Below are 11,855 nucleotides of genomic sequence, written 5' to 3' on the forward strand. Positions count from 1 at the left end.
CGTGCTGAAGCTGGCCAGCTATAACCTGCATAAATGCCGTGGCCTGACCGGGCCGCACGCGCCCGAACGCAATCTGGCCGTGATCCGCGCGCTGTCCCCCGACATCATCGCCCTGCAAGAGGTGGACTTTCGCCACGGCCCCCGCCCCGAAGCCCTGCCCCGCCGCCTGATCCACGCCGAAACCGGGCTGGTTCCCGCTGATCTGATCGGAACCAGCGATTGCAGTCTGGGCTGGCATGGCCAAACCATCCTGATGCGGCCCGATCTGGCGGAACGTGCGATTGTTCGCCGCCTGCCCCTGCCCGGTCTGGAACCCCGCGGCGCGATTGCCCTGCGCCTGCCGGGGCTGACGGTGATTGCCGTTCATCTGGGGTTGGTGCGCACGTCGCGGCGTGCGCAATTGGCGCGGCTGGCGCTGCAAGCGGGGCGCATCGCGGGCGAACACACGATATTCATTGGCGATTTCAACGAATGGCGCGATGATCGCGGGTTTGAACCTCTGACCGGATACCGCGTGATCGCGCCGGGGCCGTCCTATCCCGCGCCGCTGCCGCAATTCCGGCTGGACCGGATCGCGCTGTCGCCGCGTGTTGATGTGATCGACAGCGGCGTGTTCACCGGCGCAGGCGCGCGCGATGCGTCCGACCACCTGCCCATTTGGGCGCAGATCCGGTTGCCGTGACTTTGGCCTTTCGGTGGCGCGCGCGCGCGGTTACAACACCGCCAACCCACAGCGAAACCCAAAGGGGGGCATATGACCGCCATTATTGACATTTACGCGCGTGAAATTCTGGACAGCCGCGGCAACCCAACTGTCGAAGTTGACGTCATTCTGGAAGACGGCCAGATGGGCCGCGCTGCGGTGCCGTCGGGCGCTTCGACCGGCGCGCATGAGGCCGTGGAAAAACGCGACGGCGACCCCGCGCGTTACATGGGCAAAGGCGTGCTGGATGCCGTCGCCGCCGTGAATGGCGAACTGGCCGAAAACCTGATCGGTGAAGACGCCACCGAACAGCGCGCCATCGACGAAATGATGATCGAACTGGACGGCACCCCGAACAAAGGCCGTCTGGGCGCGAACGCCATTCTGGGCGTATCGCTGGCTGTTGCCAAAGCCGCGGCCGAGGCGACCGGCCAACCGCTGTATCGTTACGTTGGCGGCGCGCGCGCGCATATCCTGCCGGTGCCGATGATGAACATCATCAATGGCGGCGAACATGCCGACAACCCGATTGATATTCAGGAATTCATGATCATGCCGGTCAGCGCGGACAACATCCGCGATGCGATCCGCATGGGGTCCGAAGTGTTCCACACCCTGAAAAAAGAACTGTCGGCGGCAGGTCTGGCCACCGGCGTGGGCGACGAAGGCGGCTTTGCCCCCAACCTGTCCAGCACCCGCGACGCCCTGGATTTCATCCTGCGCGCCGTGGAAAAAGCTGGTTACAAACCCGGCGATGACATCATGTTCGCACTGGATTGCGCATCGACCGAATATTTCAAAAACGGTCGCTACGAATTGGCGGGTGAAGGCAAATCGCTGAGCCCGGCGGAAAATGTGGACTATCTGGCGGCGCTGTGCGGCGATTATCCGATCCTGTCGATCGAAGATGGCTGCGCCGAAGATGACTGGGACGGCTGGAAATTGCTGACCGACCGGCTGGGCGACCGGGTGCAACTGGTCGGTGACGACCTGTTCGTGACCAACCCCGCCCGTCTGGCCGAAGGCATCGAACGCGGCTGCGGCAATTCGTTGTTGGTGAAGGTGAACCAGATCGGCACCTTGTCGGAAACGCTGGATGCCGTCAGCATGGCCGACCGCGCCGGTTACACCAGCGTGATGTCGCACCGTTCGGGCGAAACCGAAGACGCGACCATTGCCGATCTGGCGGTTGCCACGAATTGCGGTCAGATCAAAACCGGTTCGCTGGCCCGTTCCGACCGGCTGGCCAAATACAACCAACTGATCCGGATCGAAGAAATTCTGGGCGCGACTGCGGTTTACGCGGGCCGTTCGATCCTGCGTTAACCAATCCCGGCGCGCGGCCCCGTGTCGCGCGCCTCGGACGCCTGACCTGTCGAAAAAATCAGATAAAAATGATCGTGTTGGCCGACCTGCCCCCTCGACAGGGGCGCGTTGACGGCTAAACTGCCCTTTGCATGGGTGGGGTCACATGTCCCACCCGACAGTGGAGGGATATATGACTGAAAAAAACTTTAACCGCCGGTCCTTTTTGACGCGCGCATCCGTGGGCGGCGCCGCTGCGGCGGCTGGCACGGTTCTGGCCGCTCCGGCCATTGCGCAAACGACTCCGTCGGTTACCTGGCGTCTGGCATCGTCGTTCCCGAAATCGCTGGACACGATCCACGGTGGCGCCGAAGAACTGTCCAAACGCCTGCACGAAGCGACCGATGGCCGCTTTAACATTCAGGTGTTTTCGGCGGGCGAAATCGTGCCGGGTCTGGACGCGATCAACGCCACATCCGATGGCACGGTCGAAGCGTCGATTTCCGTGGGGTATTACAACTGGGGTCGTGACGCGGCCTTCGCCTGTGGCGCTGATTTGCCGTTCACCTTCTCGGCCCGGTCCAAGGCGGCCTATAACTATCAGGGCGGCGGGATCGAGAATTACAACAAATTCCTGGAAAAATACAATCTGGTCAGCTATCCGGCGGGCAATACCGGCGCACAGATGGGCGGCTGGTATCGGAAAGAAATCAATACCTTGGCCGATATGCAGGGCCTGAAGCTGCGCATCGCCGGTCTGGCCGGTCGCGTGGTGGAACGTCTGGGCGTTGTCCCGCAGCAGATCGGTGGCGGCGATATTTACCCGGCACTGGAACGCGGCACCATCGACGCCGCCGAATGGGTCGGCCCCTATGACGACGCCAAGCTGGGCTTCCACAAAGTTGCTCCGTATTATTACTATCCCGGTTTCTGGGAAGGCGGCCCGACGGTCAGCTTCTTTGTGAACAAAGGTCAGTGGGATCAACTGCCCGACAGCTATAAATCGCTGTTCCGCACCGCGTCGCAGGCCGTGGATCAGAACATGTTGGCCAAATATGACATGCTGAACCCCACTGCGCTGAAAGAGCTGGTGGCACAAGGCGCGCAACTGCGGTCCTTCAGCGAAGAAATCATGACCGCCGCATTCAAGGCTGCGCATGAAATCTATGCTGAACTTTCGGCGCAAAACCCGGATTTCAAATCGCAATATGACGCGATGCTGGAATTCCGCGATGACTGGTTCCTGTATCAGCAAACCGCTGAATACACCTATGACACGTTCATGATGATCCAGCAGCGCCAAGGCAATCTGGCCCCGAACAAAGGCTGATCGGCCCGCAATCAACCCAACCGCCGCGATCATGTCGCGGCGGTTTTTTCATGAACTGCGCCATAAAAAAGGGCCGGATCAACCGGCCCTTTTTGCGTCAGTTTCCGCCCAGTCCCGGCGGCGGGCCACCAAAGCCCATACTTCCCGCAGGCGCGGTCCCCGGTTGCAGCGCCGGGGGCGTGTCCGCCGGCGGCACATCCGCCGGGGTCGTTGCGGGCTGGCCACCAAAGGGCGAACCGCCCAGACCACCCAGCTGACCAAAGCCGCCGCCACCCAGACCACCGCCCAGACCGCCGCCGCCCATCGGAATCTCGATCCGGATATTCGACGTGTCCACGACCGGCCCTTTGTAATGCATAACCATTTGCGGGAATGCGATCACAACGCCGATCATGATGATCTGCAAGCCAACGAACGGCGCGGCCCCGCGATAGATGTCAATCGTGCTGACACCCGGCAGCGTTTTGCCCGTCACCTTATCCTGATAGGGCAGCCGCGGCGCCACCGATCGCAGATAGAACAGCGCAAAGCCCACCGGCGGCGTCAGGAACGAGGTTTGCATCACAACCGCCAGAATGACACCGAACCAGACCAGATCAATGCCCAACAGGTTCGCCGCCGGGATCAGCAGCGGCACGATCACAAAGGCCAGTTCGAAGAAATCGAGGAAGAAGGCCAGGAAAAAGATGATCGTGCAGACCGCAATCAGGAACCCATATTCCCCACCCGGCAGCGCCGTCAGCAGGTCGCGAACCCAGATATGGCCGTTCACCGAATAATAGGTCAGCGAAAACACCGTCGCGCCGATCAGGATGAACATCACAAACGACGACAGCCGCACCGTGGACAACAGCGCCTGATTGATGACGTTGAAGTTCAGGCGACCCTTCAGCCCGGCCAGAACCAAGGCACCGACGGCGCCCATGGCCCCACCCTCGGTCGGGGTGGCCACGCCAAGGAAGATCGTCCCCAGCACCAGAAACACCAAGGCCAGCGGCGGGATCATGACCATGATCACCTCGCGCGTCATCAGCGACAGCACGTTCATGTTGAATTTGCGATCCGCCCAGGCGATGACCATCAGCACCAGAATGGCAATGGCCGCCGCCCAGATGGCCTGACCGCCGCCCATCAGCATATCGGCCAGATAATACACGGCCACACCAACCGCCAAAGCCCCCAAGAGCGACCAACCGGCGGAACCCAGCGGGCGCGCCTCGGGCGGCAAAGCGGGCATCGAGTCCGGACGCAGCACGGTCAAAACCGCAACATAGATGATGTAAATGCCGGTCAGGCACAGCGCCGGGATCATCGCGGCGGTATACATATTGCCGACCGACTGGCCCAACTGGTCGGCCAGCACGATCAGCACCAGCGACGGCGGAATGATCTGCGCCAGCGTCCCCGATGCCACGATCACCCCCGACGACAACCGCCGGTCATAGCCGTAGCGCATCATAATGGGCAGCGAAATCAACCCCATCGAGATGACCGAGGCCGCAACAACCCCCGTCGTCGCCGCCAAGAGCGCGCCCACCAAGATCACAGCATAGGACAGACCGCCCCGGATGGGGCCGAACAACTGGCCCACGGTGTCCAGCAATTCTTCGGCCATGCGGGACCGTTCCAGCACGATGCCCATGAAGGTAAAGAACGGAATCGCCAGCAGCGTGTCGTTGCGCATCACGCCGAACACGCGGTCGCCCAAGGCCTGCAACAGGTTCCAGCCCAGATTGACCTGATCCGACAGCGGCGTCAGGAACACGCCAAAGAAAAAGAACAGCAACCCGTTCGCCGCCAAGGCAAAGGCAATCGGATAACCGAACAACAAAAACGCGACCATCGAAAAGAACATGATGGGCGCAAGGTTATGCGCGATAAAGTCAATCATTGCGGGGTCTTTCGGTCGGCGTTTCGTGCGTCCATGTCATCGTTAATCATGACGGTCATCAGCTCGGCCTCTTGCTGGGCGATTTCCTGTGCCGACATGTGGGAATGGGGATCCGGGATCACGCCGCGCATGACGGCGATTTTCTTGATCAGTTCGGAAATCCCCTGAATGAACAGCAGTGCAAAGCCCGCGATCAGCATCGCCTTGGCCGGCCAGATAATCAGACCGCCGGCATTCATCGAAATTTCGCCGGTGACATAGGATTTGCGCAGCGACGGCCACAGCAGCCACACCATCAGCCCGCTGAACGGCAGCAAAAACAGCGTCGTGCCGATCAGGTCAATCCAATGCTGCCCCCGGCGCGACCAACGGCCATAGACCAGATCAATGCGGATATGTTCGTTTTGCAGCAAGGTATAGGCGGATGCCAGCATGAACGCGCCGCCATACAGATACCATTGCAATTCCAGCCATGCATTCGACGAAACACTGAATGTTTTACGCACGATGGCGTTGATGGCGCTGACCAGAATTGCGCCAAGGATCAGCCAGGCGACGCTGCGCCCGATGATCGTGGTTACGCGGTCGATCCCGCGAGACAAGGCCAAAAGGCCACCCATCCCAATTCCCCCCATATTTCGCCGCGTGGTTTGATTCACCTTTTTCATTACGGCGCAGTTTAGCATTCCGGCTATGAAGGAAGGGTTAAAAGCCGTCAAGAAAAATGCCGGGGCGCCGAGTCACAAACTTGGTGATTATGGCGTCTGACACACGCATAAAACGATCAACATGCCGCTGATTTCGCATAATTGTTGCGTAGTACCCAGCACATCGCCGGTTTGGCCGCCTAATTTTTGATAGGCGTGATATGCGGTCAGGGCCGCCGCTGCGATAATGCCGATCAGGCTCAGCGCGGCCAACGGTTGGCCTGCCAGCTCTGCCGTTGCGATCAGCGCCGCCGCCCCGATGGTCAGCGCGACGATCACCGCGCGCCGGGACGGGCGGCCTGCGGTGTGGCCCATGCCATCCGCGCGCGCCGCGGGCAGGCGCATCACCGCGACCATGCCCGCGCGGGACGCAACCGCGACCCCAACGACCAGCCACAGCGCCGCTGACGGCAGCGCGGCCAGCATGGCAACCCGCAGCCCGACCGCCAAGATCAGCGCCAGCACGCCATAACTGCCGATGCGGGAATCGCGCATGATTTCCAGCCGTTGTTCGCGGTTATGCCCCCCTGCGGCGTCGGTGAAATCGGCCAGACCGTCTTCGTGCAGGGCGCCGGTAATGGCGATCATCGCGGCCACGGCCAGCATCGCGGCGATCATCGGGGGCAGCGGCACCACGGCCATCACCCCCGCGCCGAGACCGCCCACAACCACCCCCGCCAAGGGAAAGGCCCAGGCCGCCCCCGCCAGCGGGATCGTGCGCGCGGGCAGCAGCCCCGCCAGCGGCAAGCGCGTCAGCAGCACCAAGGCCAGAACCGCCTGATGCCAGCGGGCGATCATGCCGTGATGCCCGCCTGCGCGAATGTCGCCATGCCGTTGTGACATTCGACCGCCGCGCGCAGGATCATCAGCGCGACGGCCGCGCCCGATCCTTCGCCCAGCCGCATATCCAGCGACAGCACCGGCCGCATCCCAAGCGCGGCGATCAGGCGGCGGTGACCGGGTTCGGCGCTTTCATGGCCGATCAGGCAATGCGCCAAGGCGTCGGGATCATCGCGGGTCAGAACAGCAGCGGCAGCGGTGCAGATAAAGCCGTCCAAAATCACCGGCATACCCAGTTCACGCGCGCGCCGCACCGCGCCACAAATCGCCGCCTGTTCGCGCCCGCCAAGGGCCGCAAGCGTTTCAACGGTCGTCGTGGTCTGATGGCGCGCCAGCCCTTCGGTCACAACGCGGCGTTTGGCGTCCAGCATCGCGCCCTCGGACCCGGTGCCGGGGCCGACCCAATCTTCGGCCCGCCCGCCGAAACTCGCGGCGGCAAGAGCGGCGGAAATCGTCGAATTGCCGATCCCCATTTCGCCAAGGATCAGCACATCCGCAGCATCGTCCACGGCATCCGCCCCGGTTTGCATGGCCTCCGCAACCTCGGCCACGGTCATCGCCGGGCCTTGGGTAAAGTCCGCCGTGGGACGGTCCAGATCCAGCGGCACCACCGACAGATCGGCCCCCGCCACGCGGCACAATTGGTTCATCGCGGCACCCCCGGCGGCAAAATTTGCCACCATGGCCGCTGTTACCTCAGCCGGAAAAGGGGTGATCCCCTGCGCCACAACGCCATGATTTCCGGCGAAAATAACCGCCTGCGCGCGGTCCAGACGGGGACATTCGCGCCCCTGCCACCCGGCCAGAAATTCGGCCAGTTCCTCAAGCCGGCCCAGCGAGCCTGCGGGTTTCGTCAGTTGCGCCTGACGGGCGCGGGCGGCATCGGCGGCGGATTGGTTAAAGTCAGTCATCGGGGGTCCATTGCGCGGGTTTCAATCGTAACGGCAGGCCACTGACCGCCATCCAGACCTGATCGGCGACGGCGGCGACGGCCTGATTCATGCGGCCGTGATCGTCGCGGAAACGGCGGGCCAAGGCGTTCACTGGCACGATCCCCTGCCCCAATTCGTTGGTGACAAGCACCACCGGGCTGGCCTGCCGGGTCAGCGCATCGGTCAGCGCGTCGATATCGGCGGCACCGTCGCAATTGGACAGCCACAGCGTCAGGCAGTCGATCAGGCGCGGCCCCTGCCCGTCGGTGGCGTCCAGAGCGCCGACCAGATCGCGCGGTTCCTCGATCGTGCGCCAGCCGTCGCGGCGCTGCTGATGCAGGGCGATTCGGGCGGCCATTTCATCATCCCAAGGCTGCGCGGTCGCAATATAAATGCGCGTTCCTGCATGGTTGCGCATCATCGTTTCGGCCAGTGCCGATTTGCCAGATCGCGCCCCGCCGGTTATCATGGTGATATGGCTTTGTTTCTTCATATCGGTCTGTTTTTCACAGCGGCGGCGGCGTGAAAAGGGACTAAATCACCCCTTGCCCATTGTAACGATTCGGTTAACGGTATGAAAGACTGACCTAACTTTTGGTCATCCAACGGGGAGCATATCATGACAAAATTCTTTGCAACCACCGCATTGGTGGCGGCTTTGGCGGTTCCGGCCTTTGCCGTTCAGCCCCAGCCGGGCGAAACGCTGGCCGAAAACCAAAGCTATACGTTCTGGATGCTGGACGCGGTGAAAACGCTGGATCCCGGCAAAATCACCGACACCGGCAGCTCTGAAGTCGCGCGCAGCCTGTTCGAAGCCTTGGTCAACGAAGATTCCAAAGGCGCCATGGTGCCGGGCGTCGCCGAAAGCTGGGACGAAAGCGATGACGGCCTGACCTGGACGTTCCACCTGCGCGATGCGAAATGGTCGAATGGCGAACCCGTCACCGCAGGCGATTTCGTCTATGCGTGGCAGCGCGTCGTCGATCCGAACTTTGCGTCGGAATATGCGTGGTATTTCGACCTGATGAACGTGCTGAACGCCAAGGCGATCACCGACGGCGAAAAAACCCCCGATGAACTGGGCGTCGAAGCGGTCGATGACAAAACCCTGCGCGTCACGCTGTCGGAACCGACCCCGTATTTCCTGAAAACGCTGTCCACCTCGAACGCGTTTCCGGTGCTGAAATCGGTGGTTGATGCGCATGGCGATGCGTGGACTCAGCCCGGAAATCTGGTGGGCAACGGCGCTTACACGCTGGTCAGCCACAATCTGGGCGTCGAAGTGGTGATGAAAAAGAACCCGGAATACTGGGACGCTGAAAATGTCATCATGGAAAACGTCCGCGCGTTGACCATCAATGACGAAAACGTCGCGCTGACCCGTTTCCAGGCGGGCGAGCTGGACCGCGTGGGCATCCCGGCGGGTCAATATCCGCGTCTGAAAGAACAATTCCCGGATCAGGCGACCTCGGTTCCGCAGGGCTGTTCCTATGGCTATGTGTTCAACCTGTCCGACAAAGGCCCCGAGGCCCTGAAAGATGTGCGCGTCCGTCAGGCGCTGCAACTGGGCATGAACCGCGATGTCGTCGTGGATCAGGTTCTGCAAGGCGGGCAAAAACCCGGCTATACGTGGACCCACTGGGCCGTCGAAGGCTTCCAGCAGCCCGATCACGGCATCTGGGAAATGACGCAGGCCGAACGCACCGCCAAAGCGATCGAACTGATGGCCGAAGCCGGTTACAGCACCAGCAACCCGCTGAAGCTGCAACTGCAATACAACACGTCCGAAGCGCACCGCCTGATCGCCATTGCGGCCCAGCAATTCTGGCGCGGCATCGGCGTTGATGTGACGCTGAACAACGTCGAATGGTCGGTTCATCTGGACCGTCTGAACAACCGCGATTACGAAATGGCGCGTTACGCATGGTGTGCCGATTACGACGAGGCATCGACCTTCCTCGATTGGTTCACCGAGGGCGGTTACAACAGCGGCGAATGGAAAAACGACGAATACAACGCCATCATGGCGGAATCGAAGTCGGCCGATGACACCGGGCCGCTGTATAAACGCGCCGAAGAACTGCTGGCGGCCGAAGTGCCGATGGTCACCGTTTACCACTATTCCAAGGTGGACATGATCAACCCGGCCATCAAAGGTCTGCCGATGGAAAATCTGCGCAATACCTGGTATGCCAAAGACCTGTATCGCGTCGCAGACTGATCTGTGACTGACGACCGGGGCGGGTTCACCCTGCCCCGGTCATACCCCGCACACCCACGGAAGGACCGGCGATGTTCGGATTTATCCTGCGAAGGCTGGCGGTAGCGATCCCTACGCTGCTGTTGCTGATCGTATTTTCGTTTCTGCTGATGCATCTGGCACCCGGCGGCCCGTTTTCGGGCGAACGCCCCTTGCCGCCGCAGGTTATGGCCAATCTTCAGGCGCAATATGGCCTGAACGATCCGTTGTGGAAACAGATCTGGACCTATCTTTACAAGATCGTCTTTCATTTCGATTTCGGCCCCAGCTTTGTCTATCCCGACCGCACGGTGAACCAGCTGATCGCGTCCGGGTTTCCGGTGACGCTGACCTATGGCTTTGTGTCCTTTGTGGTGGCGGTGATGGTCGGCGTGAGTTTGGGGGTTGTCGCGGCGATCTGGCATAACAGTATTCTGGACTATATCGCGGTTGGTATTTCGATTGGCGCGCAGGTTCTGCCGAACTTTGTGATGGCGCCGATTCTGGTGCTGCTGTTCACGCTGACCTGGCGGATGCTGCCCGGTGGCGGCTGGTCGTTCAACGATCCGTCATTCTGGGTCATGCCGGTGATTGCGTTGTCCACATCCTATATGGCGTCGATTGCGCGGATCACCCGGTCGTCCATGCTAGAGGTGTTGGGCAGCAACCATATCCGCACCGCCCGCGCCAAGGGGATGCCCGAACACCGCGTCATCCTGCGCCACGCGCTGAAGCCTGCGATGCTGCCGGTGATCAGCTATCTGGGGCCGGTCTTTGTGTCGATGATCACGGGTTCGGTCGTGATCGACATGTATTTTTCGACCGGCGGGATTGGTAAGGCGTTCGTGGACAGCGCGCTGAACCGAGACTATGCCGTGATGATGGGCGTCACGATCCTGATTGGCGCGCTGACCATCCTGTTCAACCTTATCGTCGATGTGCTGTATGCGTGGATCGACCCGAAAATCCGGTATTAAGCCATGGTCATAGATCAGCAGAAAATGCAGTCGCTGGCCCATAAGCTGGCCGATGATGAGGTCAAAGGCCGCAGCCCATGGGCCGATGCGCGCAAACGCTTTGTGCGCAACAAAGCCGCCATGGTCGGGCTGTCGATCCTGATTTTGGTGACCTTGTTCGCGGCCTTTGGCGGGTATTTCGCCCAATGGTCGAACGAAGAACTGGATTTCAGCGTCATGGGCCGCATCGCCACCGAAGGCGCGCCGTCGCTGGCCAACGGCCATTATTTCGGCACCGACAATCTGGGCCGCGACCTGTTCGCGCGCACGGTCCAAGGCACGCAGATTTCGCTGATGGTCGGGATCGTGGGCGCCGGTATCGCGGTGATCGTGGGGACGCTTTATGGCGCGACCGCGGGCTATGTCGGCGGGCGCACCGATCAGATCATGATGCGGACGGTCGATATTCTGATGTCGATTCCGTATATGTTCGTTCTGATCCTGCTGTTGGTGATGTTCGGGCGGTCGATGTCGATGCTGTTTCTGGGCATCGGGCTGATTTCATGGCTGGATATGTCGCGGATCGTGCGCGGCCAGACCCTGTCCCTGAAAAACCGCGAATTTATCGAGGCCGCGCGCGCCACCGGCGTTCCCGCATGGCGCATCGTGATCCGCCACATCGTGCCGAACTTGTTGGGTGTGGTTGCGGTTTACGCCACGTTGCTGGTGCCGCTGATGATCCTGACCGAAAGCTTTATCAGCTTTCTGGGCCTGGGCGTTCAGGAACCGCTGACCTCGTGGGGGGCGCTGATTTCCGAAGGGGCTGGCACGATGAACTATGGCACGCTGTGGCAACTGGCCTTTCCGCTGTTTTTCTTTGTCATCACGCTGTTTGGCTTTTTCTTTGTAGGCGACGGCCTGCGTGATGCGCTTGACCCGAAGGATCGCTGAC

General features: G+C 61.2%; 11 protein-coding genes. 6 read left to right on the forward strand and 5 right to left on the reverse strand.

Annotated features, from left to right (window positions below):
• Position 1 precedes the first annotated feature (1 nt).
• The 3 genes from Q4G20_RS00325 to Q4G20_RS00335 all read left to right on the forward strand — a co-directional run bounded on the left by Q4G20_RS00325 (position 2) and on the right by Q4G20_RS00335 (position 3,338).
• Positions 2-682 (forward strand): endonuclease/exonuclease/phosphatase family protein, encoded by a 681-nt coding sequence (locus Q4G20_RS00325; protein ID WP_303340996.1) that lies wholly within the window; start codon positions 2-4, stop codon positions 680-682.
• A gap of 72 nt (positions 683-754) precedes the next feature.
• Positions 755-2,029 (forward strand): phosphopyruvate hydratase, encoded by a 1,275-nt coding sequence (gene eno / locus Q4G20_RS00330; protein ID WP_303340997.1) that lies wholly within the window; start codon positions 755-757, stop codon positions 2,027-2,029.
• A 172-nt stretch (positions 2,030-2,201) separates the two neighbouring features.
• Positions 2,202-3,338: a TRAP transporter substrate-binding protein gene (locus Q4G20_RS00335; RefSeq protein WP_303340999.1), complete on the forward strand. Its 1,137-nt coding sequence runs from the start codon at positions 2,202-2,204 to the stop codon at positions 3,336-3,338.
• Positions 3,339-3,435: 97 nt separating this feature from the next.
• Here Q4G20_RS00335 and Q4G20_RS00340 read toward each other — a convergent pair whose 3' ends face one another.
• The 5 genes from Q4G20_RS00340 to cobU all read right to left on the reverse strand — a co-directional run bounded on the left by Q4G20_RS00340 (position 3,436) and on the right by cobU (position 8,201).
• Positions 3,436-5,229: a TRAP transporter large permease subunit gene (locus Q4G20_RS00340; RefSeq protein ID WP_303341000.1), complete on the reverse strand. Its 1,794-nt coding sequence runs from the start codon at positions 5,227-5,229 to the stop codon at positions 3,436-3,438.
• On the reverse strand, positions 5,226-5,849 hold the full coding sequence (locus tag Q4G20_RS00345; RefSeq protein WP_303341003.1) for a TRAP transporter small permease subunit: 624 nt from the start codon (positions 5,847-5,849) through the stop codon (positions 5,226-5,228). The genes Q4G20_RS00340 and Q4G20_RS00345 overlap by 4 nt, the downstream gene beginning before the upstream one ends.
• Positions 5,850-5,984: 135 nt before the next feature.
• A complete protein-coding gene (gene cobS / locus Q4G20_RS00350) occupies positions 5,985-6,779 on the reverse strand; it encodes an adenosylcobinamide-GDP ribazoletransferase (RefSeq protein ID WP_368660765.1) in 795 nt (264 codons plus the stop codon).
• Positions 6,731-7,687, reverse strand: coding sequence for a nicotinate-nucleotide--dimethylbenzimidazole phosphoribosyltransferase (gene cobT, locus Q4G20_RS00355; RefSeq protein ID WP_303341005.1), 957 nt, complete (start codon positions 7,685-7,687; stop codon positions 6,731-6,733). The genes cobS and cobT overlap by 49 nt, the downstream gene beginning before the upstream one ends.
• Positions 7,680-8,201: a bifunctional adenosylcobinamide kinase/adenosylcobinamide-phosphate guanylyltransferase gene (gene cobU, locus Q4G20_RS00360; RefSeq protein ID WP_303341007.1), complete on the reverse strand. Its 522-nt coding sequence runs from the start codon at positions 8,199-8,201 to the stop codon at positions 7,680-7,682. Before cobU ends, cobT begins: the two co-directional genes overlap by 8 nt.
• Positions 8,202-8,327: 126 nt before the next feature.
• On the opposite strand from cobU, the gene Q4G20_RS00365 reads away from it, so the two are divergent.
• The 3 genes from Q4G20_RS00365 to Q4G20_RS00375 all read left to right on the forward strand — a co-directional run bounded on the left by Q4G20_RS00365 (position 8,328) and on the right by Q4G20_RS00375 (position 11,854).
• The gene (locus Q4G20_RS00365; RefSeq protein ID WP_303341008.1) at positions 8,328-9,929 is read left to right on the forward strand and encodes a peptide ABC transporter substrate-binding protein; all 1,602 of its coding nucleotides are present in this window, start codon (positions 8,328-8,330) and stop codon (positions 9,927-9,929) included.
• 71 nt (positions 9,930-10,000) lie between these two features.
• Positions 10,001-10,924, forward strand: a complete 924-nt coding sequence (gene oppB, locus Q4G20_RS00370) for an oligopeptide ABC transporter permease OppB (protein WP_303341010.1) — start codon at positions 10,001-10,003, stop codon at positions 10,922-10,924.
• A gap of 3 nt (positions 10,925-10,927) precedes the next feature.
• Positions 10,928-11,854, forward strand: a complete 927-nt coding sequence (locus Q4G20_RS00375) for an ABC transporter permease subunit (protein WP_303341011.1) — start codon at positions 10,928-10,930, stop codon at positions 11,852-11,854.
• Position 11,855: the final 1 nt, after the last annotated feature.

This window comes from Paracoccus sp. (in: a-proteobacteria), from assembly GCF_030538495.1.
Classification (GTDB): domain Bacteria; phylum Pseudomonadota; class Alphaproteobacteria; order Rhodobacterales; family Rhodobacteraceae; genus Paracoccus.

Excerpts from the sequence above, each read along its gene's own strand:
- eno (WP_303340997.1), top strand. The coding sequence starts at position 755 with ATGACCGCCATTATTGACATTTACGCGCGTGAAATTCTGGACAGCCGC.
- Q4G20_RS00335 (WP_303340999.1), top strand. The coding sequence starts at position 2,202 with ATGACTGAAAAAAACTTTAACCGCCGGTCCTTTTTGACGCGCGCATCC.
- Q4G20_RS00340 (WP_303341000.1), bottom strand. The coding sequence starts at position 5,229 with ATGATTGACTTTATCGCGCATAACCTTGCGCCCATCATGTTCTTTTCG.
- Q4G20_RS00345 (WP_303341003.1), bottom strand. The coding sequence starts at position 5,849 with ATGGGTGGCCTTTTGGCCTTGTCTCGCGGGATCGACCGCGTAACCACG.
- cobS (WP_368660765.1), bottom strand. The coding sequence starts at position 6,779 with ATGTCACAACGGCATGGCGACATTCGCGCAGGCGGGCATCACGGCATG.
- cobT (WP_303341005.1), bottom strand. The coding sequence starts at position 7,687 with ATGACTGACTTTAACCAATCCGCCGCCGATGCCGCCCGCGCCCGTCAG.
- cobU (WP_303341007.1), bottom strand. The coding sequence starts at position 8,201 with ATGAAGAAACAAAGCCATATCACCATGATAACCGGCGGGGCGCGATCT.
- Q4G20_RS00365 (WP_303341008.1), top strand. The coding sequence starts at position 8,328 with ATGACAAAATTCTTTGCAACCACCGCATTGGTGGCGGCTTTGGCGGTT.
- oppB (WP_303341010.1), top strand. The coding sequence starts at position 10,001 with ATGTTCGGATTTATCCTGCGAAGGCTGGCGGTAGCGATCCCTACGCTG.
- Q4G20_RS00375 (WP_303341011.1), top strand. The coding sequence starts at position 10,928 with ATGGTCATAGATCAGCAGAAAATGCAGTCGCTGGCCCATAAGCTGGCC.